The sequence below is a fragment of the Paenibacillus pini JCM 16418 genome (genome assembly GCF_000576305.1).
Classification (GTDB): domain Bacteria; phylum Bacillota; class Bacilli; order Paenibacillales; family Paenibacillaceae; genus Paenibacillus_AQ; species Paenibacillus_AQ pini.
The window spans coordinates 482,415-509,162 of sequence record NZ_BAVZ01000001.1 but is presented as its reverse complement, the minus strand read 5'-3'; the positions used below and the strand labels follow the sequence as shown (position 1 = coordinate 509,162).

31 protein-coding genes are annotated in these 26,748 nt (G+C 40.0%); 6 read left to right on the top strand and 25 right to left on the bottom strand.

Annotated features, from left to right (window positions below; genetic code table 11):
• Positions 1-88: 88 nt before the first annotated feature.
• Complete coding sequence (locus tag JCM16418_RS02310) at positions 89-376, top strand: DUF6809 family protein (RefSeq protein WP_036645686.1); 288 nt, start codon at positions 89-91, stop codon at positions 374-376.
• Positions 377-678: 302 nt separating this feature from the next.
• Here JCM16418_RS02310 and JCM16418_RS02305 read toward each other — a convergent pair whose 3' ends face one another.
• Together JCM16418_RS02305 and JCM16418_RS02295 are read right to left on the bottom strand one after the other, a co-directional pair.
• Positions 679-993 carry a GNAT family N-acetyltransferase gene (locus tag JCM16418_RS02305; RefSeq protein WP_242403700.1) on the bottom strand — a complete coding sequence of 105 codons (315 nt, stop codon included), beginning with the start codon at positions 991-993 and terminating at the stop codon, positions 679-681.
• Between the two features lie 740 nt (positions 994-1,733).
• On the bottom strand, positions 1,734-2,291 hold the full coding sequence (locus JCM16418_RS02295; RefSeq protein WP_036646123.1) for a DEAD/DEAH box helicase family protein: 558 nt from the start codon (positions 2,289-2,291) through the stop codon (positions 1,734-1,736).
• 281 nt (positions 2,292-2,572) lie between these two features.
• On the opposite strand from JCM16418_RS02295, the gene JCM16418_RS02290 reads away from it, so the two are divergent.
• Positions 2,573-2,833 carry a hypothetical protein gene (locus JCM16418_RS02290; protein WP_036645680.1) on the top strand — a complete coding sequence of 87 codons (261 nt, stop codon included), beginning with the start codon at positions 2,573-2,575 and terminating at the stop codon, positions 2,831-2,833.
• Positions 2,830-3,210, top strand: coding sequence for an aspartyl protease family protein (locus JCM16418_RS02285; protein ID WP_036645678.1), 381 nt, complete (start codon positions 2,830-2,832; stop codon positions 3,208-3,210). The genes JCM16418_RS02290 and JCM16418_RS02285 overlap by 4 nt, the downstream gene beginning before the upstream one ends.
• Before the next feature lie 216 nt (positions 3,211-3,426).
• Here JCM16418_RS02285 and JCM16418_RS02280 read toward each other — a convergent pair whose 3' ends face one another.
• The 13 genes from JCM16418_RS02280 to JCM16418_RS02225 form a co-directional block, all read right to left on the bottom strand.
• A complete protein-coding gene (locus tag JCM16418_RS02280) occupies positions 3,427-3,708 on the bottom strand; it encodes a hypothetical protein (RefSeq protein ID WP_052019995.1) in 282 nt (93 codons plus the stop codon).
• A 317-nt stretch (positions 3,709-4,025) separates the two neighbouring features.
• The gene (locus JCM16418_RS02275) at positions 4,026-4,343 is read right to left on the bottom strand and encodes a hypothetical protein (RefSeq protein ID WP_052019994.1); all 318 of its coding nucleotides are present in this window, start codon (positions 4,341-4,343) and stop codon (positions 4,026-4,028) included.
• Between the two features lie 34 nt (positions 4,344-4,377).
• Positions 4,378-4,515, bottom strand: coding sequence for a hypothetical protein (locus JCM16418_RS24845; RefSeq protein WP_156327202.1), 138 nt, complete (start codon positions 4,513-4,515; stop codon positions 4,378-4,380).
• 100 nt (positions 4,516-4,615) lie between these two features.
• The gene (locus JCM16418_RS02270) at positions 4,616-5,092 is read right to left on the bottom strand and encodes an SMI1/KNR4 family protein (RefSeq protein WP_081765290.1); all 477 of its coding nucleotides are present in this window, start codon (positions 5,090-5,092) and stop codon (positions 4,616-4,618) included.
• 2,283 nt (positions 5,093-7,375) lie between these two features.
• Positions 7,376-7,936, bottom strand: a complete 561-nt coding sequence (locus tag JCM16418_RS02260) for a phage integrase N-terminal SAM-like domain-containing protein (protein WP_036645670.1) — start codon at positions 7,934-7,936, stop codon at positions 7,376-7,378.
• Positions 7,937-8,327: 391 nt separating this feature from the next.
• Positions 8,328-9,104 (bottom strand): ABC transporter permease, encoded by a 777-nt coding sequence (locus JCM16418_RS02255; protein WP_036645667.1) that lies wholly within the window; start codon positions 9,102-9,104, stop codon positions 8,328-8,330.
• Complete coding sequence (locus JCM16418_RS25565; protein WP_242403683.1) at positions 9,101-9,574, bottom strand: ATP-binding protein DrrA1-3 family domain-containing protein; 474 nt, start codon at positions 9,572-9,574, stop codon at positions 9,101-9,103. Before JCM16418_RS25565 ends, JCM16418_RS02255 begins: the two co-directional genes overlap by 4 nt.
• Positions 9,516-10,022, bottom strand: coding sequence for an ABC transporter ATP-binding protein (locus JCM16418_RS25560; RefSeq protein ID WP_242403682.1), 507 nt, complete (start codon positions 10,020-10,022; stop codon positions 9,516-9,518). The genes JCM16418_RS25565 and JCM16418_RS25560 overlap by 59 nt, the downstream gene beginning before the upstream one ends.
• Positions 10,019-10,234: a PLD nuclease N-terminal domain-containing protein gene (locus tag JCM16418_RS02245; protein ID WP_036645664.1), complete on the bottom strand. Its 216-nt coding sequence runs from the start codon at positions 10,232-10,234 to the stop codon at positions 10,019-10,021. Before JCM16418_RS02245 ends, JCM16418_RS25560 begins: the two co-directional genes overlap by 4 nt.
• Positions 10,235-10,268: 34 nt before the next feature.
• Positions 10,269-10,481: a hypothetical protein gene (locus tag JCM16418_RS02240; protein WP_036645661.1), complete on the bottom strand. Its 213-nt coding sequence runs from the start codon at positions 10,479-10,481 to the stop codon at positions 10,269-10,271.
• Positions 10,474-10,860, bottom strand: a complete 387-nt coding sequence (locus JCM16418_RS02235; protein ID WP_036645659.1) for a YxlC family protein — start codon at positions 10,858-10,860, stop codon at positions 10,474-10,476. The genes JCM16418_RS02240 and JCM16418_RS02235 overlap by 8 nt, the downstream gene beginning before the upstream one ends.
• Complete coding sequence (sigY, locus tag JCM16418_RS02230) at positions 10,835-11,377, bottom strand: RNA polymerase sigma factor SigY (RefSeq protein WP_036645657.1); 543 nt, start codon at positions 11,375-11,377, stop codon at positions 10,835-10,837. Before sigY ends, JCM16418_RS02235 begins: the two co-directional genes overlap by 26 nt.
• Positions 11,378-11,524: 147 nt before the next feature.
• On the bottom strand, positions 11,525-12,439 hold the full coding sequence (locus tag JCM16418_RS02225) for a LysR family transcriptional regulator (protein ID WP_036645655.1): 915 nt from the start codon (positions 12,437-12,439) through the stop codon (positions 11,525-11,527).
• Positions 12,440-12,600: 161 nt separating this feature from the next.
• Between JCM16418_RS02225 and JCM16418_RS02220 the strand changes: the two genes are divergently transcribed.
• Positions 12,601-13,350 (top strand): SDR family NAD(P)-dependent oxidoreductase, encoded by a 750-nt coding sequence (locus JCM16418_RS02220; protein WP_036645653.1) that lies wholly within the window; start codon positions 12,601-12,603, stop codon positions 13,348-13,350.
• 200 nt (positions 13,351-13,550) lie between these two features.
• Here the strand turns inward: JCM16418_RS02220 and JCM16418_RS02215 are convergent, their stop codons facing one another.
• From JCM16418_RS02215 to JCM16418_RS02195, 6 genes are all read right to left on the bottom strand, one after another.
• Positions 13,551-14,909 (bottom strand): dihydrolipoyl dehydrogenase family protein, encoded by a 1,359-nt coding sequence (locus tag JCM16418_RS02215; protein ID WP_036645651.1) that lies wholly within the window; start codon positions 14,907-14,909, stop codon positions 13,551-13,553.
• 330 nt (positions 14,910-15,239) lie between these two features.
• A complete protein-coding gene (locus JCM16418_RS24125; RefSeq protein WP_242403699.1) occupies positions 15,240-15,350 on the bottom strand; it encodes a S26 family signal peptidase in 111 nt (36 codons plus the stop codon).
• 178 nt (positions 15,351-15,528) lie between these two features.
• Entirely contained in the window at positions 15,529-16,338 is an 810-nt protein-coding gene (locus JCM16418_RS02210; protein WP_052019993.1) for a DUF2785 domain-containing protein, read from the bottom strand.
• Between the two features lie 38 nt (positions 16,339-16,376).
• Entirely contained in the window at positions 16,377-16,658 is a 282-nt protein-coding gene (locus tag JCM16418_RS02205; protein WP_036645649.1) for a zinc-ribbon domain-containing protein, read from the bottom strand.
• Positions 16,659-16,720: 62 nt separating this feature from the next.
• A complete protein-coding gene (locus JCM16418_RS02200) occupies positions 16,721-17,179 on the bottom strand; it encodes an SRPBCC family protein (RefSeq protein WP_036645645.1) in 459 nt (152 codons plus the stop codon).
• Between the two features lie 10 nt (positions 17,180-17,189).
• Entirely contained in the window at positions 17,190-17,420 is a 231-nt protein-coding gene (locus JCM16418_RS02195) for a histidine phosphatase family protein (protein ID WP_256203027.1), read from the bottom strand.
• Positions 17,421-17,576: 156 nt separating this feature from the next.
• Here JCM16418_RS02195 and JCM16418_RS02190 point away from each other — a divergent pair, with 156 nt between their 5' ends.
• Both JCM16418_RS02190 and JCM16418_RS02185 read left to right on the top strand, forming a co-directional pair.
• Positions 17,577-18,455: a class I SAM-dependent methyltransferase gene (locus JCM16418_RS02190; RefSeq protein WP_036645642.1), complete on the top strand. Its 879-nt coding sequence runs from the start codon at positions 17,577-17,579 to the stop codon at positions 18,453-18,455.
• Positions 18,452-19,126: a class I SAM-dependent methyltransferase gene (locus tag JCM16418_RS02185; protein ID WP_036645639.1), complete on the top strand. Its 675-nt coding sequence runs from the start codon at positions 18,452-18,454 to the stop codon at positions 19,124-19,126. The genes JCM16418_RS02190 and JCM16418_RS02185 overlap by 4 nt, the downstream gene beginning before the upstream one ends.
• Before the next feature lie 86 nt (positions 19,127-19,212).
• Here JCM16418_RS02185 and JCM16418_RS02180 read toward each other — a convergent pair whose 3' ends face one another.
• The 4 genes from JCM16418_RS02180 to JCM16418_RS02165 form a co-directional block, all read right to left on the bottom strand.
• On the bottom strand, positions 19,213-20,064 hold the full coding sequence (locus JCM16418_RS02180) for a VOC family protein (protein WP_036645637.1): 852 nt from the start codon (positions 20,062-20,064) through the stop codon (positions 19,213-19,215).
• A 195-nt stretch (positions 20,065-20,259) separates the two neighbouring features.
• Positions 20,260-22,809 (bottom strand): diguanylate cyclase domain-containing protein, encoded by a 2,550-nt coding sequence (locus JCM16418_RS02175; protein ID WP_036645635.1) that lies wholly within the window; start codon positions 22,807-22,809, stop codon positions 20,260-20,262.
• A 43-nt stretch (positions 22,810-22,852) separates the two neighbouring features.
• Positions 22,853-23,443, bottom strand: a complete 591-nt coding sequence (locus tag JCM16418_RS02170; protein ID WP_036645633.1) for a biliverdin-producing heme oxygenase — start codon at positions 23,441-23,443, stop codon at positions 22,853-22,855.
• 281 nt (positions 23,444-23,724) lie between these two features.
• On the bottom strand, positions 23,725-26,415 hold the full coding sequence (locus tag JCM16418_RS02165; RefSeq protein ID WP_373280687.1) for an adenosylcobalamin-dependent ribonucleoside-diphosphate reductase: 2,691 nt from the start codon (positions 26,413-26,415) through the stop codon (positions 23,725-23,727).
• Positions 26,416-26,748: the final 333 nt, after the last annotated feature.

Below are 26,748 nucleotides of genomic sequence, written 5' to 3'. Positions count from 1 at the left end.
TAACTCTATGAAGTTGAATAATCACCTTGTAATTAACTTTATGAGGTTATATAATATCTCTATAGAGTTAATTAAGGAGGGATATTATATGATTAATACATTAGAAACGCTAACAGAACCGTTAGTAAAAATACGTCTAGAATTACTCTATACCGAGCTTCTGAAATGTCATACGGAATACAATCAGCTTTCTACTGAGACAGATCAATACTTTAAAACACTTCGCGATGCTTTGCCCGATCAACTTCAACACACAGTTTTCCTTTACGAAGACGCTCAAATTTCTCTTCAATCCATCTTAGAAAGAAATATCTACATACAAGGTTTCAAAGACGCTCTACAACTCTTTAGTGAAATGCAATACTCTAGCATTTAGAGGATCATATGATCCTCTTTCTTTTCTATTTGTTGATTCTGTCGTATAACGTTTCTGTATTCACGAACCCGAGAGACTTAAAGGAGCGCAGCGACTGGGTCCGACGGACTTAGCCTCGCAGGGTTGTCTGCTGATTTACTTCCTTGAATTTCCTCTTGCAGACCAAGGCTCAGAAAGGAGACGCAGCGTAGATACGTTGTTAGGTGATGCTTACATCTTCCTTGAAATTTCATACACATTTTTGTTTTAATAATAATAATTCAATACTAAAATCTATAATTAGAAGCCTATCAGATTCATAGCTACATTGATCTTTTAGTCATTCTCGCAAATCTATGGCCTGCTTGAAACCCTGCTTTCTTATAAAGTAATTCTGCATAATTACCAACAGTAACGCATAATTTCACAACCTCTGTATAGGTGTTAGCAGCTTCTTTTATATAATTTATCATGAATTCTGCAATGCCTTTGTTCCTATATTGAGGAACAACGCATAATTCTCCGATTTCTGCGAATCCTAATGGCATTTTTTCACTTATACCAGCTATACAAAGTCCAACAATTTCTTTATTCTGTTCATTTACGACATATATCGAAAGATTCCTATGTTTATACACTTGCAAAAGATACGATAGATCCTCTATTAACTTTTCATCATTGGGAACACCAAAGATCTCGTAATCAATTCCTCCTTGGTATCCTTCCTACATTACATTTTTAATTTTTGTAATGTCAAAAGAATCGTCCAACAGATGAAAGGACAATCCATCTGGAGTTACGGATTTTTTACTTCCCCCCGTAGGACAGCACATTACCTGTCGAATTACATTTACATTAAAGCCTAATGACAGCAGTATATTTACATCATCTTGCAGAACTCCGTTGATATTTCTTATATCTTCGCAACAGTTTAATAATATCCTCCACATTAGTTGTCGATCTGAAAATGGGGGAATTATAAAAGGAAACATTAGAGTATCATTAAGCTTTACAACCCCTCCAATTCTATCATCGTCACACATTATCCAAAAACATTGATCTGTAAATTTCGTATCATCCAATCGAGTATCCCAGTCATACCACATCTCGATATCAGAGTTAGAATAGATAACTTGATGAACTGCAAATAAATTCTTTTCTGCCTGCTCTAATCTATATTGTTACATAATGTTGTACCTCACATATTCAATTTGATTTTACGGAAGTTTCATCTAACGTTTGGGTATTCAAGAACTTGCGTAGCAAGTTGTCACATGAATCAAATACTCTGCCAAAAGTATCATTGTAACCAAGGTGTAGCCGCAGCTTGAATATATTGTTATAAGATATTGGCACATTCTTGAATTACTCACACGTACTATAATTTAAATTCATCTTTAATTAATTTTGCGACTTCATCTGCACTTAAATTTGTATTATTGATTCTCAGATAGTTCTCTCTAGTAATTTCTCCCTCTTTTGAATTGAGTCTATGTTTTTCCATCGTGTTGATTAAGTCCATTTCAGATTGTTCAACATTTCTTTTTGTTGGTTTTTGATCGAGTCTAAAGGCCGTAGCATTTCGTGTTACTCTTTCTTCTATATTTGCCTCTAATTCAACAAAATAGATTTCGGCACCTTTCGATTCAAAAATATCACACGTTTGTTTAACAAATTCCCAATCTGCCTGAAGATCAAATCCCCATATGTAAGTAAAAATAAGCCCATATTGGTTGCTATTTGAGAACGATTCAAAGAACTCTCTTCTTACGATACTAGATAATCTCCATGTTTCGCTACTGAAACCAAAAAAGGGATGGAACAACTCGATCGACATGTGATTGTGAAATAACTTCAATTCGGTTATTTTCGTTAATTCATGACCAACCGTCATCTTACCGACGGCCTGGGGTCCAAATAACAATATAAACTTAATAAAAATCACTCCTGCTCTTAAAATCTTGCGCCAATTTCCTATAACGTTATTGTGTTCTTAAATCCGAGAGGCTTAAAGGAGCGCAGCGACTGGGTGGCTTCGCAGGGTTGTCTGCCTGAATTCGTTACTTCGGAATTCCACGGGCAGACCAAGGAGCGTATGCGACGCAGCAGGAAAACGGTGTTATTACGCTGGTTCGTTCTCCTCCTAATCACCATCATTGCTTGTTTCTCAGTAGGGTTGTACAATTGATTATATAGTCTTATCGGAGGTGTTCATAAATGAACTGGGTTAATATCCGTGATATTTATCCCGATCGTTGGGTTCTAGTTGAAGCTCTAGCTGCTCATTCAAATAATCACATAAGAACTATTGAGGAAATGTCTATAGTTTCTGAATATGACAACCCTAAAAATGCTTGGGCCTCCTATAAAAAACTTCATTTGTCAGAACCCACTAGAGAACTCTATGTATTCTACACCGGAAATGAATTTATTGAAGTCATTGAACAGCCTTTTACCGGAATTAGAGGTCTTCAATGAAAATCCATCTTGTAAATGGTCTTCCTATCGTATCTCTCCCTTTATCTTACAAGAACAAATCAACTCTTCTCACTAATGTCTTACTGGATACTGGATGCTCTACAACTATCTTTGATACTGATCTCGTAGAACCTATTGGCCTAGATATAGACTTTATTAACGGAAAATCTGTAAGGATGTATGGGGTTGGCGGCTTAAGTGAATTATGTTACCAACAGATTGTATCAGATCTCTCTGTTGATAACATCCTTCTTAAAGACTTCACAATTCAACTAGGACTAACTAAAGAACCCTATGGTTTTGATGCCATACTAGGTGTCGATTTTCTCTATACCTATGGCTTAAAAATAGATTTTAAGAATTTAGTTGTTTCATAAAAGATTTAACGAACTTGCGTATAACGTCTTTGTATTCATGAACCCTCACTGGCTTAAGCCCAAAGGGCGGCCGCAAGGCGGTTAGTTGGTGCAGGGTTGTCCGTCTGCTCCTCTTCCCTGAAATCCCTCTGCCGGACCAGAGGCCGGATCGCCCAATGCGTGAATATGTTGTTATGTGATGTCTCCAACTTCTTCGAACCTCATTCAACAGAGAACTTAAAAATAGATGGTTTTTGTTGCTGTTGAATATTTATCTTTGGTTAATGTCGTTTTTCTATATTCATTTGAATTCATGTTATTTAACCACTCTACAAAGGCCGACCCTCTATAACTAACTCCCCATTTAATGCCTTCTTTATAAATCCAATATTGATGATCTATTTCTTTGTTATATATCCAGTCCAAAAACTGTTCTTGTAACTGTTCAATCTGTTTTCCTAATTCTCCTTCTATTTCAATTGCCTCTCTGTGCATCCCGAAATCCACTTCTATTATCATTTGAATTCGAACCTCCAAATATCTTTTCATGGTTGTTATTGCCTATGAATTAAAATGTTTTGATTCTATGAATCTTTCGGAGGCACATAACGTTGTTGTGTTCCTGAACCCGAGAAGCTTAAAGGAGCGAATGCGACTGGGTGGCTCTGCCACTTAGCCTCACAGGGGTGTCTGCCTGATTTGACTTCTTCGAAAATCCTGGGGAAGACCAAGGAGCGAATGCGACGAAGCAGGAAAACGGTATTATCGGATGCTTCTGCCTTCTTGAAACCACATGTGAACATAATCTTCTATCACTTATATTCAATTATAATTCCTTATTCTTCATATTCTTTATTATCTATTAGCATTACTTCTTTAAACCAATCATTAAAAGAATTGTATTCTCGTGTTTTTGGCCAACTTGAGTCTATTTCCTTATCCATTCTCCATGTTAAATGAACTTGTACACACTTATCTGGATTAGATTTGAATTGAAATAACACATCGTCTCTATCTTCTCTTCGAGCAATGACGACTAGATCAGCCCCATAAAGAATATGGTTCTCAGATAATTCTTTATGTAGTTCTTCAAGAAAAGTCTTTGAAGTTTCAGGTATCCACGGTTCTAAAAATCCCATTTGTGGTCGTAGCATTTAGATCACCCTCATTATTTCTTTTTTTAAATTTTCATATTGCAGAAGTTTCCGATAACGTTTCTGTATCCACGACGTCCCACCATCTTAAAGGAGCGAAGCGACTGGCCGCGATGCGGTTAGGTGGTGGGATGTGTTGGCTGCTTCCGCTTCCTCGATACTGAAAATCCATCCCCGAATCCTCTTCTAACTTCTGCCGGACCGAGGGCCAGGGCCCGAAGCGTGAATATGTTGTTATCGGATGTTGAGGCCTTCTTCGAATTACTTACAAATCACGGAATTGCATTATTCAAGAATTCAGACAACTTCTCTGACACTTTGACCATAGAGATATCATCATGGTAAACCCGATATACTGAAGGCTCATCTAAAGAATTTAAGTTAAGAAATATAGGATCTCCGCTTCCATGGGAACAAGTTGCAAAGTATATAAACTCTTCTTTCTTTAAAAACATTCCCGGAGCAAAATTCGTACCCTCATCCAATATTGATTGAATGTCACCGATCATTACACATGACTTACCATCATAATCGCCTTCGGCCTCATATTCTTGAAAGTAAAATTCTGCATCAATTAGAGGAACTGAACAATAAAGTTCCAAATACCAAGAAGGTAATTTCACTTTCAATTGTTCCTGAAGTTGATGAATGTCTTCAATCGTCGCTTTTCTTCCTTGAAATGCAGGATACCTATCTTTTATCCTCTGAATTAAATTACTGGCTTCTTGTACTATTTGATTGGACATCATATCCTCCAATTGTTTTTTAGTTGTTTAATAATTTTGTTTCCTCAATTTCCTATAACGTTCTTGTGTTCACGACGTCCCACCGACTTAAGGCGACGAAACCGCCGGACGATGCGGTTGTTCGGTGCGGATGTGTCCGGCTGATTCTACTTCCTCGCGTGAAATACTTCTTCGAATCCTCATCAAATGCTCCAGCCGGACCGAGGGCCGAATGGCCCGAAGCGTGAACATGTTGTTATACGCTGTTGCCCTCTTCTTCGAATATCCCAAGGAAGATTCATTGACCTTAACTCTCTGCTCTTATCGTGCCTTGATTCCTCTTCATATTAAATATTTCGGTGTAATAGAGCCAGTGTGTTAATGGAGAGAGCCATCAAATAAATGATGGCTCTCAATCACCCCATTCAACTATCGTTCGACGTTAGTTCAAAGAACAGTTCATCAACAAATTATCACTTCACTCTTTCGGAAATATTTTTACTTATTTCTTCAGGATTTTGAACACCAATGATCAACTTTGATATTTTGAACTTACCAACTTGAAAACTATTCAAATCTTAAATGAAGAGTTTCAAGCTCATTTTCAAAAAAGTGCAGTTGGTAACCACCATTTGATCTAAATAACCCACTTCTCATTCCTCCAAATAAAGCACCATATATTTTAAATGCATTTGGTATCGGTCTACCTGTTGTTATTCCCTTGATTGAAGAGTATGGAATTTGCAACGATATTTACGTAGGTTTCCATTAGTTGAATTTTACGTTTCATATTTTGAATCCCCCATTTTCAAATAATCTATTTATCCCACAACCAAAAATTATAGTTATTACCATAATAACCTCTTCTCTTCATTATGGTCACAACCCTCAAAACGGCATTTGAAAACAGGGCCCGAGCTCGTATAATTCGACCTATCGAAGCAACCGGCGTGACCTCGATAGAACTAATATGAATCATCTGAGCTCTTCTGTACTTATCGCCCTGGTTTTCATTGCTTGAGGGTTGGGATGGGATGTTCTTCAATGGCTTTTGGGCAATTGCGTATAACGTTCCCGCATTTCTGACGTTCAAGCGGCTTAAGGTGCGTAGCACCGGGTCGTCAGACTTAGCCGGTTGAATGTGTCGCTTGATTCAAGTCTACGAATATCCTCTTGGCGAGCAAGGAGCGTCAGCGACGATGCAGGAATGCATTGTTATAGGATGTCAGTGTCTTCTTTGTAATACCCTCAGCTTTAGTTATCTTTAACAATCGTTTTCTGTTAGTTTAATAAGCTAAATACTCACTAATATTGAATATAATAGTAAGAATGCAAAAATGACTATAGTAATTTTTTTTGATACTTGTATGAGTTTTTCGCTTTCAAATGTTTTATTTAGTAAATAAAAGAAAGCTATAACCCATATTCCGTCTTGAAAAAATTTAGCAATGATATTTCTAATTATATTTGTATAAAAGAATAAATCCACAATATTCCCTCCTTATATATTTAGAAGTATACATTCTTTTCTGATTCTTATGATTTTTTTAGTTCTTATTCAACTAATATGTTCATTTGTTCAATTGAATGGAAAATTCAAAGTTATCGAACGATCTATTGAACTTGACTAGCTAATTCTATCCACTCTGATATTTCTAATTTTTTATTAGTATCTAACTTCTCCATGTCCCCATAAATGTAATAAAAAAATCGAGTTGAAAACTCATTTTCAACTCTTATAATATTAAACGAATATAGAATATTGTAGTTACGCTAAATTTTCTGTTAAATGAAATACATCTATGAGAAAATGGCCTGTACATGTTTTTTAGGATGTTCGCTGATTTCCTATAACGTTCCCGCATTCCTGACGTTCAAACGGCTTAAGGTGCATAGCACCGGGTCGTCAGACTTAGCCGATTTGAATGTGTCGCCTGAATCTACTTCTACGAAAACCATCAAATGGCGACTGAGGAGCGTCAGCTACGAAACAGGAATGTTCTGTTAACTGATGTCTCCGACCTCATTGATATACTAAATTTGCTCTTCATCTTGTACTTAACACAGTCTTTAATAAAGTCTTTAATAAAGTCCTTAGATGGTATTATAACCCATCTCTATTGATCTGGCTCTTCCATTTATCTTCACTTTTCTCATATCGTTATTTATTGATTTCATTGATTTTTTGTAAAAAATAGCCGCGGCGCCGAAGGGGGTTACCCGTTTCTTCGGATTCACTCGCGACTATCTATCTCTTTGTCTCTTAATTTGTAGATTTACCAGTACTTATATACTCTTTACAAGGTTTTAACCTATATCGGTGATTTCAGTTAACGCTTGGTTCACGTAAGCGTGTGAGAAGTTCTGATCTAGAAGTAAGAGTGAATACGACTGTATAGAGGACGAATAAAAATCCGAATGCTGTTGATTCAAGTATTGATAAAACCGCTTCACATGACCGATGTAAGCTTTAATCGTCTTAGCACTATATCCTCTTATACGCAGCTGCTCCCGCAATTTTGAAGGATCAAACTCTCGTTTCCTCATTAAAGCGTGCTGTTGTATGTTCTCAGCATGATTTGTAACAGCTTCTTCTACTTTGGCGGCCGCATCCCTCTCATTCACTAAACTCTTCAATCGCTGACAATCCTCATACAATCCAGATTCTATCTCTACTTCATCATGTTGAAAAACAGCAAATACATATACTAAGCTCTTCTCATCGTAAGAAATGGACCAGACCCGCTCCTTCTCAAGCCATACTCTACCGGGTATCTGCTTGATTCTGTCAACCCCTTCCTTATGATACGTTAGCAATCGAAGACCAAATGAAGATTCATCTCTCTTCATTAATGATAGTCGCAACATAACAAATTCTCCTTCCCTTTACCTGAATAGTACACAATAGAAAAAGGCCTACAAAGGTTCTCCTTTGTAGGCCCGGTGCTTCCGGTCATTTAAAGTCAGTTACATATCCATTATACTCGAATCATACATCTAGAACGACACATGTAATGCATTTGGTTAATTAACCACTTGTATCCGCTATTAATGTTAAACCACACGACCTGCTAGAAAGCTACGACACGCGACTCATGCATCTCTACGAATATTTTTTAGTTTCTCATTCTAATCTAAGTGTCTCAAATTCCTCATTCGTAAGATATTATTTTTCTCATCCAATTTTTCATTCAATCTCTCATTCAAACTTCTATTTAATCTCCGCTTTAAACTACGTTATTCATTCTCTTCCGTCCCCTCACACCTTCTGCCTCCGGCTAATCACCAGAACCGTCCCACACAGACAAGCCACAATACACCCAATACTCAACACAAGGATCGCAGTCAAATTCATCGATGTCGTTCCGGTCTGTATGAATTCCATCGCCATCTTAGATAAGTTGCTTGGACTCCAAGCTAAATACCGAGGAAGTAGTCCAGATAACACGGACAGAATCACGGCACCTCCAATCGTTGTAAAAGCAATCGCCGCCGCACTATTTAGAAATGAGCTAACGAATAGTAACAGAGATCCAATAAAGCTCAGCCATAATACATAGAGCAGCGCTCCCTGAATCGCAGCCCCAACAGGAATGGGACTCATTAAGAAATGTGAATAATACCAAGCTCCGGCGTAGCCGATTAAGAATGAGGCACCTGAAAGCGCAATAATACTTGCCCATTTAGCTCCAACGTAGGAGAGATAGGAAATAGGTTTGACAAAAATCATCGAGATCACGCCGCTCTGACGCTCAGCAGATAGAATTCCCATCATTGCCAGCACCAAGATCAGAATACCAATCGTGTCATATTGCCCTAAGGTTTGCGCAAGCTCTTCTGGTCCTGTAGGCGTGGGGATATTGATGATGGTTCCTTCAGGCATGTTCCCTGCGTGTTTTAAGATGTCTGGCAGAAAATACATGCTGATCGGCTGCATCACACCATATAGCAGAAATACGATCGGCACCCATAACCATTTATAACTGCGTGTCATTTCTAGCATTTCTTTACGAAAAAACAAGCTCCACTGTCTCACGCTTCCTGCACCACCTTAAGATATAAATCCTCGAGTGTGCTGCTACCTGCTTCGAATGTACGAAGCTTCACATGATGGAGTAACGCATCCTCAAGCAAGCCCACTTGTGCTTGGTCCATATTACTTACCGTAAGCTTGATCTCATCACGGCCCTGCTGCACATCCGTAACATACTCTTTATGGATGAGCGAATCCATCCACGCTTGCGATCCTTCGCTTCGCTCAGGTCTAATCGTAATGATCGGCTCACTATACGACCGACGAATATCGTCGAGTCCACCTTGCATCGCAATGTGTCCGTCACGTATCAGGATAATATCATCACATATTTCTTCCGCATCATGCAGCACATGGGTGGAGAATAACACCGTTGTATTCTTTCGAATATCTTGCAACAGATTCAGCACATCTCTACGCCCCGCAGTCCAGCGCCGATACCGGCTCGTCCAGAATAAGCAGCTTCGGCTCATGGATAAGGGCTTGTGCAAACCCGAGACGCTGCTTCATCCCACCAGAGTAACCACCGATTTTACGTCTCGCAGCATCCGTCAGCCCTACTTGTTCAAGCCATTCTTTCGTGCGGCCTCTTGCTTCTAGCAATGTTAATCCTGATAATTCTGCGGAATATTGTACGAATTCTTGGCCCGTCATCCACGGATAGAAGGTTGGCGTTTGCGGCAAATAGCCGATATATTGTCTTGGATCAGCAACTTCTTGACCGTTAACTAGCAACCGAATATGACCTGATGTAGCTTTTAACAGTCCAGTTAGCATATGAAGTGTAGTCGTTTTTCCCGCTCCATTAGGTCCGAGAAGTGCAACACAGTGTCCTTCTTCGATATTAAAACTGATATCCTTTACAACAGGATGACCTTTAAATTGTTTAGATAGATGCTCGACCTTTAAGAGATTCGTCATGCATCCTTCCTCCCTATAACAAAGTAAGCGACACTCCCCAGAATATTGACGAATAAAATAATAAGTGCCCATACCCACTTTGGACCACGTGTAGCCTCTGCTTTATAGAGTGATACAAAGGCAATAATCATCAGAATGATTTGAATAATAATAAGTGGTAAAATAATCGGAGCGAGCACGCTCCAATCTATATTAGTAGTGGCTAAATACATGCCATTCCCTCCTCTTTAAGCTGCGTGAATACGTTCAGTGGTTCTTCTTGCGATAAGGTAAATACACATTTAGGATCAGGTACACAAGTAGGGGAGAAGGAAATTGAGTCAATCCCCATATGCCCCAGAACCATTTACGTTTCCCGCGCTTGCCAGCATCCCAGAACAGCCAGGTCGCTTGCCCAAGCAGTAATAGTGCACCCAAAATGAATACCCACACGGGCACTGTGTTGATATCGTTAGGCATGTGGAGACTTCACCTTCTTCTGCGCATGCGTATACCCAATCAGTGCATACACACCAACGATCACAAATAATAGAAGCTGACTTAGAATTAGCCACACAAAGCTCACCGAAGCGACTCCAGCATAAATACTTACGATAATCAGAGCGACAGCTATAAAGATGAGTAGATCTTTCCGATTCCGCTGACGTAGCAATTGCTTGTGCTGCATCACAAGCTGCTGCATTACAAGCAAGTTTGGAGTGCTTGGCACGGACAGATGCTGATCCATCTGATCCAAACTATTTACGATTTCAGTAATTAGCTCATCCTGCTCTAAAAAGCTCTCCCCTTCAGCATCTTGTTGTTGAATGATGTCATCCTTCTTCGTTCTCTTGCTCATCCTGCTTCAGCTCCTTTCGTAACTGCTGTAGTCCATTAAATACGCGTGATTTCACCGTTCCTAGCGGAATATCCATCATAATGGCAATTTCATCGTAGGCATAACCGTAATAATGCTTTAAAAGAATGGGTAATCTCCACTCGTACCCAAGTACGGCCAATGCTTCAATAGCCTCGGTCCAAGCTTCCTGTTGATGCTGTAGCTGCCACTGCATTTTTTTAAAAGCATGCTGCTGTTCCCGCCATCTCTCTTCGACCTTCTTGCGGCGCATTTGATCCATATAGAGGCGAGTTGCTATCGTAATCATCCATGATGAGAACTTAGATTCACCGTTATAGAGCGAGATTTTCTCAATACATTTCATCATTGTTTCTTGTGTGAGATCTTCTGCAAGCGTTGGGTTCATCGTTACCTTCATCAAATACTTCATCAGAAAAGAGTAGTTATCTTGTAATAATTCGGCAAGTGCCTGATCATCTCCATGCTGCGCGCGCGCTATTCGCTGTAATTCTTCCACGATTGATTCACAGGCCTCCTCTCCTTTTGAGCAATCACACATAGTACGAACAGCTCATTCGATAAGTTCACGAGCTGCACATTTTATTTTCGCAAAAAAATACATGACTTATCCTTACTCGGATAAATCATGCTTTTAACTGAGTTGTTATGATAAACTCGATTCCTCGAATTCAAATTTGAGTCGGTTAATAAAACGAAGCGCAATATGCGAGGCTTGCTTCCCAGCGGGAATGACAGAACCAAAATATTTCGGACTAGCATCCGATGATTGGAGCTCAATCGTCTTCATGATGGAATGATGAATTCCAGATGTTCTGCGAAACGAATAATCAAGCCCAATGGTAATGGCTAGACCATCTGCAACGGCATTCTCAATTGCCCGCGTGTTATTGCTCACGAATAGAATGTCGACCGGACCGTAGCTAGACAAGTATTGGGTGACATAATCCTGAATATACACGTCATCGTATAATACTAACGTTTGTCCGACTAGCTGCTCCGGTGTAATCGTATTTTGAAGCGCGAGCGTTGAATCGGGATGTACGCCAACGACAAATTTACCTTCCATTAAGTTCTCATATACAATCCCTTGGAGATTCTGGCTCATTCCCTCTGGAGAGACCATGAGACCAATATCCATGTGGTTATGTAGAATATTATCCAGAATTTCTTTGGGGCCTTTCTCGAAGATTTCGATTTTCACATTGGGAAAATCCTTCTTAAAGCTCGCAACCACTTTCACTAATAAATGCATTGGTCCCGGAATAGTAGCAATTCGTAAATGTCCGCTTAGCGTATTACTGTATATTTGCGCTTCAGCTCGAAGCTCATTCACTTTCATCAATACTTCATTGGCCTTACTGATAATGACTTGTCCCTCGGCTGTTGGAACAGCCCCGAGGCCGCGCGAACGAGTGAATAGAATAACGCCAAGCTCCGCTTCGAGAAGCGAAATGGATTGACTTATCGCGGATAACGTAACATGACGATTCTGCGCTGCCTTGGTAAGAGAGCCGATCTTCGCAACTTCTACGATGTTTTCGCATTGCTCTAGGTTCATTAATTATTTCTCCATATTCATTTTTACTTAATACTTATTAAAAATAGTTAAATTTCGTTTAACTTAAGGCGGTGCTACAATGGGTTTTGTGTTCGATATTATTCATTCGATATTAGCTTCTTATATGTATTATATCTATATTTTTAGAGGAGGAAACTCAAATGTCAGAAAAAAGAGTAGCCGTCATTACAGGCGGAGCTAGTGGAATTGGTAAACATACCGCTATTAAATTTGCCAGCAAAGGTGACCGTGTGGTCATTGCCGATTTTAATGAAAAATTAGGTGACGAGACGGTTGCAGAAATCGTAGCTAAGGGTGGCGAAGCCTTTTTTGTCAAAACAGATGTTTCTAATTACGAGGATGTTGAACGTTTAGTTCAAACTACCGTTGATACCTATGGCCGAATTGATGTTATGTTTAACAATGCAGGTATTGGACGTTTGACGCCCGTACTAGATATGGATCTTAACCATTATCATAGTGTAATTAATGTTAATCAACATGGTGTAGCTCACGGTATTATTGCTGCTGGTAAAAAAATGCGGGAGCTTGGCATCAAAGGAGTAATTATCAACACCGCTTCCGTATTCGGATACTTGGCTTCCCCAGGAACATTTGCTTATCACGCTACCAAAGGTGCTGTCATTATGATGACCAAATCAGCAGCACTTGAAATGGCTCCTTACGGTATTCGTGTCATTGCTGTTGCTCCAGGTGTTGTGGATACACCAATCATTCAAGGATATAAAGACCAAGGTATGGTCGATGAAATGAAGCAAAAAGTAATGGGTAATAAGCTTACTCAACCAGAACAGCTTGCTGATACCGTCTACCTGCTTTCTCTGGAAGAAGCTAGCGCTATTAATGGTAGTGTCGTGATGGCTGATGAAGGATATGCTTCATTTAAATAAGCACTAATATAGTTCAGATACAGTTCAGATAATGAAACACCAGCTCAGATTAGGTGGTTTTCCAACGTGTTTTTGTGAGAAATCGGTTGCCATTGCGCAAGATTCATCCTTAGGAAAACGTATAACCTACTCAAAAATAAAGGTGTCCCAAGCAGCCATTGCAATGGCTTTTGGAACACCTTTTTTTGTCACAAAGACTATTATAATAAATCCGCCAGATTAGAAGCAGTGCTCGGATAAGCAAAAACAATCGACTTCAGATCATCCACCGTAAGATCAAATTGAATCGCTGTAGCAAAGTGATTAATTAACTCGTCAGCTCCACTACCTAGAATATGAGCACCAAGAATTCTCTGAGTTGGTTTATCGATAATCACCTTCGCCATCGCATATTTCTCATTCGTTCGTTTATAGGTGTACCATCCAGACATATCCTGCTTATTTACTTGAATGTCATATCCGTCCTCTAGTGCCTTCGCTTCATTCATGCCCACGGAGGCTAGCTTAGGAATGGTAAATACGACCGATGGGATTTCTTTATAATTCGGTTTGCTATGATTACCTTCTAGCAAATTTGAAGCTACACTACGGGATTCCAAGCTGGCGACTGGCGTTAATGGTAGGCCCGATGTAGCTGCAGCATCACCCGCCGCATACACTCTTGGATTGCTGATACTTTGAAGATAAGCGTTGACGCTTACCCCCTTCTTCTCACGCTCCACATTTCCCTTGTCCAGATTTAGATTTTCCAGATTAGGAACACGTCCCGCTCCGTGAATGGCCAGATCGCAATCGAAAGAATGTTCTGTATTGTTGCAGGTACCTTGAACTACATACCCTTTATCATTCTTAGTAATAGAGTTCACGTCTATATTTAAATGCACCTGAATCCCTAACTCTTCAGTCTTCTGAAGCAGCAAATCAACCAAATCAGGATCAAACCCCTCTAACGGCCGCTCCCCGCGATGAAGAATATGAACCTCTGCCCCAGCTCTTGCTGCTATATGGGCGAATTCAAAGGAAATGTACCCTCCACCAATAAAGACGAGTCTCTTAGGAAGATCTTTCAAATCTAGAAAATCATCACTAAGGGTCAGATATTCCGAACCCTCAAATGTCATCGGAGCCGACTTCGCACCGCTTGCAATCAGAATATACTTGCCATTCAATAGGTCATCCCCGATTTGAATCTGATCCTCTCCCACAAACGTCGCTGTTCCATGAAACGTATGGATTCCTGACTTTTTAAAGCTTTCCTCGGATGCATCAGGCATCGGCTCCGTAAACGTACGTTTAAATGCCATGAGCTCCGGCCAGCTTATGCTAGCATGGCTATCTATCCCATTCCCCTTCATTCGCTCCGTCCAATCGATGATTTCGGCTGCACCCACGAGTACTTTCTTCGGATCACAGCCTCTAAGCGAACAGGTTCCTCCATAAGAAAGTTCATCTGTCATCGCAACTTTCCAGCCTGCCTTAGCACATGCCGCTGCCGCTGATGACGCTGCTGTCCCCGTGCCGATGACAATAAGATCAAATGTTTGCAATGTATTTTCCATAATGTATGCTCCTCTCCATGATAAATATTTCTATTAGCTACAAAAATCATCCTATAACCATCTCTTCGTCCATTTGTTTTTATTCATCTGCTTATCTGCTCACATGCATTAAGCCTTACTACGTTATTACCCCATAATGGGTCAGACTTTACTTATATCATCGTTACCTTATTTTGTAATGCACACACCTTTGTAAGCTAGAACCCTATCTTTATAGGCCTATTTCCATAAACCCCAGAGATCTAAATAAGCTTCGCCTTAGCATCATTTTCTCTGCTAAGACGAAGCTTCATTTATAATTATTATCAGATACTTGTACATCATATTCTCTTATTTCCGTTTTGAAGACTGAATTTTAACAACTTTACCTATGATCATACTCATGTCAATGGAACCTATCATCCGACTATCTGTACTATTCTGACGATTATCCCCAAGCACAAACACCGATTTAGCAGGCACTTTGGTTTCTGTAAAGTCTTCGCTATCGTGTCGCAGAAGATAAGGCTCATCCTGAACTTGCCGTTAATCCATAGGTTCCATAAGAAACAGGAAAAGATATAGGCAGCAATAATGAAATAAATAAAATGAGTAATTTCAAGGCGAAGACTCCTTTACATTATTCTTTCAATATATTCCCTAAAGTATTGGCTACCACACTGCCCTCGACTTGATTGAATAGCTGGAAATAAACACTACGAAGTAGATTCTTTGTATTCGTTAAAATCATCATATCTTCAGGGTACTTCCCGAGGCTTTGGTAATTCCGAACACTCTCGACCCAATCAATAATCTGCTCATCCTTAAGGATATTTCTTTGGACAATCGCCTTAACGATAACGGCCATACGATCATCTTCATCATCGGTATAACAGTAACTATAAATAGCCGTTTTATTTCTAATTAGCTCCAACACATTCAACAGATCTTCCTCTTGCAGAACGTTGGAGTTAACAAGTGATTTCAAAGCATCTGCACCATGCGCAGCCGAATGCGCCCAACCTTTGATTGGCACATAACCTCTGAGATCTTTTTCAAGCTCGTAATACAGACATATTTTATGAAAAATAGTTCTAATATCATCTTCACTCAGGAAATCTACCGATTCATTGAAAGAAAGAACGATCGGCACAATTAACACAGAAAAAGTACGTGTAAATACCGTATCGCTATCTGTATCACCGATCCCTAAGAACAAATGCTCATCATCCAGACAAATTTCTAGTACACTCCGCACTTGTTCTATTGTAAGAATCTCATTAGATATCCACTTGTAAAATGTTGAATATATCAGATTATCTCGAAGCTCTGAATCTATCGAGCCTATATGTAACAGCATTTCATGAACGACTTGCACAGGTGATACTCCTATCGGTACTTGGTAGTCATGATTACTAATCTCTTGTAAAAGCTCTTTTAAATGCTCCATTATCGTTACTCCTTCGTACGCTCTAATCTCAGCAGTGATTAATCTATTAATTTTAATCCACATTCAGGACAAAACTTCTCATTCTGTCTCACTAAATATCCACATGCAGGACACTCTTCGTTGATTTCATGTTCATGCTTCTCAATTGAAATTCTTTCTCTTTCAGCGTTCACTTTATCCCTTTTCATCTCTATAAGAAGATCTCGGATGTCCTGTATGTTACTCGCCATTTCCGACTTATCAATCGCTGCGCTAATCATGTTATACATAATAAAGCAAAAGATCGAAGTACATATCAACCAGACAATAATTGTTTCCATGGTTCACCTCCGATTTAGATGCACTGGCCTGAGTTACTCCACTTTGTCAGGCTAAGTACCTCTTACTCAATGCTTTCTGCAACCATCTTCAATTGTCTATTTCGATGCTCTAAGAACCGCTTCATGTAATTCTTCAGTATCAATCGCTCCACAACCCATCCCAACACACCGAAAGGAGCTGTGAACGTTAAAGTATCTACCATCAGAGTCTTCCCGCTTCTTTCTTCAAAAGTATGCTCGTGTTTCATACTCTTGAATGTACCCTTCATCATTTCATCGACAAAATAATAAGGGCTTCTGAATTCGATAACTCTTGAGGTTAATCTCTGTTTAATAAAAAAATGAGTCGCCTCGAAAGTAACCATTTCGCCTCCATTAATCTTACCGCTTATTGTCCCTGCAATGGCTCTTTCCTTCGTATGTTTCCAGACCGTTTGGGTATGTAGATCAATATCTCTAGCTAAGTCAAAACAAAGGGAAATGGGAGCATCTATTACCGTGTTTGTCGTTACAGTGACCATATGAAACACCTCAATCCCACAATCGAATTACACTCTTTACACTTGCAACAACGAATTCTACGCCCGAAAGTTTTCTTTCCTTTAAATCTTCTTCTAATATAATGTCCTTGTTTAATTCAGAAGCTAGATTCCCAATCGTTAGAATTGCTCGCTGATACGGACTTGAAATCAAGAAATCAATAGGATCATCCTTTAAAATATCCTTCACCCTAACTGCGTCTCTCGTTCCCTTTTCCGACAGGCCTCTAGAACGCTCATCTCCAGCTATGCAATAAATAATCCCTACCTCTTCCTCATGTACTAATTCGCGAATTTTGTCATCCTATCCTTTTTCGGAAATAAATTGAAAATATGCTCATATAATATCCAATAACTTTTCTACAGGGAGAATATTATAATGAGTTGTCCATTGTGCCAATCTGAGCATACCGAACCATTCGCTGCATATCCGCGTCATTCTTTAATGCTATGTAGCCGCTGTGACTTCATGTATCAGACGAATCAAGAGCAGCTCCATATCCAATCATTAGTTAGCGAAATCTACAATGACGAATGGATTCATATGCGGGAGAAGTATACCCAGTCCACCTTTTTGGACCATGCTTTGTTTAATACGCTGCTGTTAGACATGTTCACTCCTCGAAAAGGAACATTGCTTGAAATCGGCTCAGGAACCGCTGAATTCCTATATACGGCGCAGAGCGCTGGCTGGAAAGTAACGGGAATCGAACCCTCTGTTGTTTCCTGTCAATATGCTTACAAAAAGTATGGCCTTTCTCTTATCCAAGGTATTTGGCATAGAGACCTGAAGCAGGAATTAGAGCCCTTCGATGCAATCGCCTTATGGCATGTCCTTGAGCATATGCCACATCCGGTAGACTTGCTCATTGAACTTCGCGAAATTTTGAAGCCTGATGGTTTTTTATTTATTAGCATCCCAAACAAAAATTCATTCACCAATGAAACCTTGGGTGCCCGTTCACCCCTCTATACCGAGTATGATCATCTATACCATTATTCAGATCAAAGTCTAAGGTTACTTCTCGAATTAGCAGGGTATACCGTGAAATCCTTATTCTCCCGCCAGCTTCCAAATGGTCTAGAGCAGCTCATACAAGCGAACCCGAATTACGACATGCATACTTTTGAGGAAACCATGTCGCTACTTACCAAGCTGCAAGCCCAGCAACGTGGTCATGAACTATGCTGTGTCGTCCAGAAGACCACTCTTCCCCATGGCAATAACGAAGATTGCGAAGGAGTGAGTAACCCATGAGCTTATCCCAAGAGCATTTGGAATCCCGTTTCATCAAATTTTCGGATCCCAAAATAAACAAGTTAGTCTACCCTCTACCGACAACGTGGTGGAGCCGTCCTTATGAATACCAGTGGTGCAGAGCATTTGTCAATGCTCAACATACGGTTCTCGATGCTGCTTGCGGCATATCACATCCGTTCAAGTTCTATCTGACTCAGCAAAGTAAGAAAGCTTATGCTTGCGACTCCGATCCTCTTATATGTTCTTTTGAAGACATCCTCCGTGACATTCGCACCGATATTGGAGAAGCTGCGGCAGCGAAGATTGCTTCTGAATTTGAAGATAATCATCTTTTCACCCAAGCTAGCATTACCGCGCTACCCTACGAGGACAAGTTGTTCAATACCATCTTTTGTATCTCTGTCCTAGAGCACCTTCAACCCGATCATGCCATGGAAGCATTACAAGAATTCAATCGAACCTTGCAAGATGATGGGCAATTAATTCTAACGCTTGATTACCCAACTGTGAATTTGGAGTTTTTTCAAACCCTTGTTCATGACACAGGTTTTGATTTTTGTGCAGGTACAAACTTCGATTTACCCTCCGATGCATTACATACCGATCAATGGGGTGGATTATATTGCTTTCGTGCGGCTTTGAAAAAACAAGCTGCTGTGATTTTCTAAAATGCAACTGTTCCAACTCATGATGATGGCTACGAAAAAATGTAAAAAAGACAGCCTCAAGGCTGTCTCTTTGTTGTATGAGCTAATTAAACCATTAGTCTAATATGGTTTCCCGATGGATCTTTAGTAAGTACGATACCATTCTCTTCATGAACTAAAGCCCCAATAGACTTCAACTTAACGATGGTTTCTTTTCTTGCTTCCTCACTTGGAAATACAAGCGAATACCAATTTAATCCCACACTATTTGCTGGAGGTGTTGGAGCACCAACACCTGCCCATGTATTGAGTCCAATATGATGATGGTATTGGCTAGTTGACATAAATAATGCTTGATTTCCATAGCGGGTAACGACATCAAATCCAAGTCCTTTATTATAGAATTCCTCTGTCTTCTGAAGCTCCGACACATGTAAATGAATATGGCCCATTACAGTCGCCGAGGCAAGGCCGTTCCACACTCCACCTTGCACTTCAGTCAGGAGATCTTCGATATCTAGAGGCTCTGTCGTCATTGCAACTTCTCCATCTGCCCATCTCCATGTTGTTTCTGGACGGTCTGCATAAATCTCAATTCCGTTTCCATCCGGATCTCCCAGATACAAAGCCTCACTGACAAGATGATCTGATGCCCCTTGCACCGCATAACGATTCGTAATAAAATGCTCTACCACCTGTGCTAAATCAGCACGTTTCGGCAGCAGTAGTGCGAAATGATATAACCCCGTCGTACGAGGCTGTTGCGGTGTGACGTTATCTGGTTGTTCTATCGTTAACAAAGGCGTCTTTCCATCAGCGGTCAATATTGCTTGATTCTCAAATCGCTCCAATATTTTAAAGCCGATGACCTCTTGATAAAATTGAAGGGAACGCTCTAAGTTCGTAACGTTTATATTAACTTGACCAACAAATGTGCTCGGTTCGCGGTGAAAATTCATACATATCATCCTCCATAATATACGAATGGTTCATTTTTATTATCATTCACAATTTAATTACTATTTGTAAGTAATTATACTTTTGTAACTATATAGTTGTCAATAGCTACCTTCTATTTCCATACATCAATAAAGGGGTCTACAGTATTCACTGTAGACCCCTTTTGAAACATCTCATTATCTTGAAACAACGTTTCAATTCATATGCTCAATTAATGCTACTCGATTTTTCCCTTCCTGTTTTGCTTTCATCAATGCCCGTTCGGCTTGATATAACATATCCGAAGCGGATAGCTGCACATTTTGAAAGGACGTAACTCCCAAGCTAACCGTTAGACAATCTTCAGGATTCGAAGGATTACGAGGAATTTTCATCGAGATTACTGCTTGTCTGATCTGTTCGGCTAGTTCAACTGCCTGTTCAAGTGAAGCACCTGCCCAGTACAATGCAAAGGTTCCACCTTCAAAGCGTGACAATACAACACCTTTAGGATTTCCAAATGCCTCTAATACATCCGCTATCCACTGTAAGCATGTATCCGCGGCTTGATAACCGTATAATGCATTATATGAATGGAAATTATCAATATCAAGCAATAGAACAGATAATTCTCGTAATTGATCCGTTCCTTGCTGGATTTCTTTATTCAAAGACTCCGTAAAATACCTACGGTTAGATATCTCAGTTAAAGCATCCGTATTTACATAATTTTTTAACTGTCTAGTCATCTCAGCAAAATCACCTTGCTCATCGTCACCAATTTTACGTCGAGCGATGGCAAATATAGAAGGTTTACCTCCATACGTTACATGAGCCATTGTTAATTCCAATAACATTTCAACACCTTGTGTAGATATAAAAGGTTCATCTGAAGTGATGAGCTGTGTGGAATGTTCTAAAATACTCATATGACGCTCCAATGAATGTCTAGCATCCTGCTGCACGAAGTTTAAGAACGATTTGCCAAGTAATTCCTCAGTCGGTCCTGCCTTAAGCAGCTTAAGGGCCTGCTGATTTAAATAAACAATCTTGCCTTCACTAATGGTGAAGAAGGCTACTGGAGAAAGTTCCATAAGCTGGAGGTATCGCTTTTCGTTTTCCATAAGAATTCGTGCGTTTAATTGAGATTCTTCTTCCGCTTGACGGCGTTGATTCTCGGTTTGTCTTAGAATAATTGTTTTTAAATCACCAAGGGAGCGAAGTTCCCGTGACTTCCATGGCAATGAAGTGGATTGTACAACATGCTTCCATTTCTCAAAGGACTTTCGAGGAGATAATCGAACGCCATCGTTTTCCTTTAGCACTGCTTTTTCCGGATCACCCGCCCAATGAACAACCTGAACTACTTCCGGTCTAAACCAGATGATATAATCTTTATAATCAGATGAGAGCGCGAGATACAGTGCTCCTGAAGCGATGTCTTTATAAGGAATAGCACCTTCAAACTCCAAGCTTAATGCAGAGGAATAATATACATATTCTTTACTTCGATGCTTCATCCATGCTGCCAAATCATGTATCTGATCTATCATTGGGGTCTTGCCGAATAAAGCCGTTTTATTATGATAAACAACAGCCGCACCGGAAGCATTCATCATTTCTAGCAATGCCGATTGCTCTAATTCAAGCTGCTCCATCACTTTCGAAGAACTCGTATTTCCAATAAAAATACTCGTCACATGATTTGCTAATGATTTCACATGTATCTCGGATTGATAGTCATCTAGCTGCTGTCGCTGGAACAGCTCACTTGAAAAGAAATTCCCAAGAAAGTTACATAGATTACGCACACGATGAGTCACATATTTAGGTGCATAATGATGACAGGTAATCATACCCCAAAGCTTGTTCTCATGAATGAGAGAAATAGTTAGCGTTGCGCCCACGCCCATATTTTGCAAATATTCAATGTGTAATGGCGATACACTTCGTAGAATAGATAGACTCAAATTTAATGGTTTATTCTCCGAATTAGGCAAGGACATGACTTTCACTGGTGTATAGTTCACATCTACGATCGTGCGTAACCAGTTGCGTAAATATAGCTCACGAGCTTGCTTTGGAATATCTGAAGCTGGATAATGGTGACCTAGGAATGGTTCAAGCTCCTGTTCCTTCGCTTCTGCAATAACCTTGCCATTCCACTGTTCGTCAAATTCGTAAACCATTACTCGATCATAATCAAGCATGAGCTTAAGTTGCTCAGCAGCTAACTGACTTGCTTCGATTCGATTTTCAGTCTGCTTCATTTTTCTAAAAAAGCTCTGAATCCACTCGAAATCACTAATAGTGGGAGTGGTTGAAGCTTCAGCAGGCTCTAGTTCTAGAATAATTAAATCTTCACTTTCATGAATGATTCCATAGAACTCTGAGATTTCTCCCATAACGTCTATTTTAAAATTCATATAATGAAGATCGATAGGATCTTGCTCTTGTCTCTTTATTTCAAGAAGCATCTGATCCATCTGCTCGGCTCCGATGATCTCAATTAAAGATTTACCAAGTAATTCCTCAGGAGTTTGTCCCAAAAATTCACTTGTGTTTACGCTACACTGCATGATTCTCAAATCCATGTCCTGCGTTACCGCCAATAACATACCATGTGGCTGAATTAATCCTGGAATATGAATAGGCTCTTTATCACAGTTCGTAAGGTCAATATTCTCTTTCAATAAGAAATCGCCTTCTGTGAGAAGCGTTCGATTTAGAACGTCTTTTTCTTTCCTACCCTGTGAATGAGACATCTCAATTCAGCCTCCTTTTTATTCATGTATACATTGTGTAGTCTTACTCCATCCATTGATACAGCATAATAAAGGTTTCTTTGGCTGCTTCAATTACGATATGCTGTTCACCCTCTGATAATGGAACCGAAAGCATAAACTCTCGAAACTCATTCCACTTCGTCTTAACTTCTTGACTACCATAACTATTAAAATAATGGCCATTCACATCAGCTTGAATATTTAATGTCTGCTTTAATTGCTTCATAATCAACTGTCCACCTAATGTAGACCCCTCAATTACATATAAGTACCCAAGAATTGCAGGAAATGTCACTAAGTTTGGAATTCTCGGGCATTCTGACAGATCATGTATTTGTTTCTGTGTAAGTCCAAGCGCGACTAAATCCAGCTCTAGATCTTTTATTTTAGAACGGGCACTGATATCAAAATCATATCTTGACCATTCCTCGTGATGTGTCATGTGCTGTTCCATAGGTTTAATGAATCCGTAGAAGCGTTCCAAGTATTCCCTATACTCTTCTATGCTCAGTGAACTGTCCATAATTGCTTTCGCATATTTATTGTCCTCTATTTGGATATGATGAGGTCGTGTTTCTTCTCTTAGAATTTGTATAATATTAGTAGGATTCATATTTCACCCCTATAAACAGTATGTAATAATCATAACAAATTAAGCTCTTATATGCATTTTATTTAAGATAGCTTAGTTAATTAGAATCAAATTCTGCCCTAATAATGAATATAGATATAACAACACGACATCGATATTAGTTGCAACATATGAAAATATTTAACGTTCAGCTAAATAAACAATGACGATTAGTAAAAGAAATAATATTAAAAACGTCTGGATCACAATGATGATCCAGACGTTTTTATATGAATATATTTATAGTCATCTATTACAGCAAGTTATACGTAACAATTTCCTTCATCATCCACACTTACTATACCCACAATTTCCACAGGTCTTACAACTTCAATATTAATCAGCGAGGCAGATCCACAGGATGGACAAAGGTCACGCGAAGCACGCGGATTTTGTGGTCCTTTGCTTTCCTCACTTCCAGAACCACTAATAATCTTTTGTGCTAAAGTTGCCTCAATTGGTGCTGGAATGTGTCCACCAGCTTCAAGCCCTTGCATATGCGTTTCTAGTGCCTTGGCTACAGCATCCGCAATTGAATCCACACGGTTTGGGCCAAATCCGATCGCACCTGAACCACCGATACCTTTAAGATGTTTAATAAGTAGCTCAACCTTATGTCCATGATCCCCATATCTTAGGAACAGAGAGCACACTCGACCAAGTGCCTCAGCCATAGCAAATACGTCAGATCCGGCCTTTCCTACATTAAGAAATATTTCCCCGGGAATATTATTCAGATCATTAATCGTGATATATGCCATGCCAAATGGCGTATTCAACTTGTATGTGGCACCCCGAAGTACCTGAGGACGAGACTTATACTGTTTATCCACCACTTTCGTTTCAGAACGTTCGTCATTAGCCAAAGCGTTCGGTTGCACATCACCAAAAGCTGTATCACCCTGACCAAAAGTCACAGGTTTTCCAACATTCTCCTTATCTGCACTCTCATTCTCACGATCTGCATCCGCAGCATTTGCCGCTTCTTGAATAGATGTCTGCACTTCCACTACTTTCGTCTTATCTTCCTTCTTCTCTGTCTGTAATACCTGAACATCGCGGCTACCATCGCGGTAGATGGTCACGCCCTTACATCCTAGATCAAAGGCTAACTCATACAAATTTGCCGTTTCTTCGACAGTAAAATCTGCTGGACAATTTGCTGTCTTCGAGATTGAACTGTCCACCCAGCGCTGAATAGCAGCCTGTGCGCGGATATGATCTTCCGCTGATAAATCCATCGCTGTAACGAAATAATCAGGCAGCTCTTCTCCGGGATGAGCATCTAAATATTCTTGTACAATGGGTACATACTGTTCATCATACCCAAGTCTACTCTGACGGAAATATTTAAAAGCGAAGTAAGGCTCAATACCCGTTGACGTACCGACCATTGTACCCGTACTACCTGTCGGAGCTTGTGTAATCACCGTTACATTCCGCATGCCTTGTTCACGGATGGCTGTTTCCACTTCGGGATAAGCCTGCGTTATGTTCTTCATGAAACCGCTCTGCAAGTATTGATCCGTATCAAATGCCTCAAAGGAGCCTTTCTCACCAGCAATGTCAGCGGAAGCTAAATAAGCCTCTCTTGCAATAAACCCATATATTCTATCGAGAAAATCCAATGATTCTGGACTACCGTACCTGATCTTCAGCTTAATCATCAGCTCTGCCAGACCCATTGTGCCTAGACCGACACGACGCTCTTTTTTCTGATTTTTCTCGTTTTCTTCAAAGTGATAAGGAGTCTTGTTAATCACATTATCCAGAAAACGTACCGTATAGCGAGTCGTTTGTGCGAGATCGTCCCAATCCACATCCTGACTTGCTTCATTATAAAATTTGGATAGATTAATCGCAGACAGATTACATACACCCCAAGCTGGCAAACCTTGCTCTCCGCATGGATTTGTGCAGATAATCGTATTAAAATACCAACTATTCGACATTTGATTGTAATATTCCATAAATACAACGCCTGGCTCAGCCGATTTCCATGCGGATTCAATAATGACCTGCCAGATTTCCCGCGCCTTCACGGTGCGATAATGAATTACAGCATGTCCACCTTGCTTCCACTTCTCTAAATCGCCATCCCAAATTTCATTGTATTCTGGCACTGTCGTGTCAGGATAAACAAGTTCCCAATCCAAGTCTTCCTTCACAGCTTTCATGAAATCATTACTAACACATACGGAAAGATTTGCATTTGTAACCTGTCCCATCGTCTGTTTTACAGTTATGAAATCCAGTACATCTGGATGCCAGTCGTTAATCATCAGCATCAATGCACCGCGGCGACTGCCACCTTGCTCAATCAAACCCGTCGTATAACTGAACAGACCACCCCAAGAAACAGCACCACTCGACGATCCATTGACGCCTTTAACCACAGCCCGGCGAGGTCTTAACGAGGATAGATTGATTCCCACCCCACCGCCGCGCGCCATAATTTCAGTCATTTCCGTTAATGTAGACATAATTCCACCACGGCTATCTTTAGGAGAAGGGATGACGTAGCAGTTAAATAAAGTCAGTTCTTCGCTTGCACCTGCGCCTGCGGCAATCCGTCCACCCGGAACTAGCTTCCAGTCATCCAGTACATAGCGGAATTTCTTTTTCCATTCAGCTTGTAGCTCAGACGTTTCCTCAACAGATGCCATAGCATCAGCCAATCTATCCCATATTTCCTCCGGTGTCTTCTCAATGGTTAGCGTAAGCTTCTCTATATCCGCATCAACGAGCTCTCCGGTGCGGGTACGAACAGTAGCTATTCTTCCCTCACGCTTTATAATTTCACCGACTTCCTTAGCCGGAAATTTGGGATCATCCTTCGTCAATACAAGAACAACATCACCAACCATTGCATGACTCGGATCTGGATTCTTCCACGCATAGCGATCCAGAAAAATCTTCTCACTTAAACCTTGCAACTTTTGTGTTTGTTTCATATTCAACGATAACAACCTCCCATATAAGGTGATAAATAGCTGCACAGCACTCTTACGCCGCTTACCTCAAACACTACATATAAACAAAAAAATGTATTTAAATCTTTTAAAGTACAATATATTGTGTTCTAAACTCATTATACTATACCCCTTATAGGAAGACTATGATCTATTTGTGAAATGTAAGCCATAGAAGCCCTTCAACAATTTTAGTCTTCTCTTTTCTCACGAAAGTTAACGAAATGAAACGTTGTTTCTTTGAAAATATGGATGAAACTTATGAACTTTCTGATTTACGTGCATACTACAACCTACAACTGTACCTCAACTCTA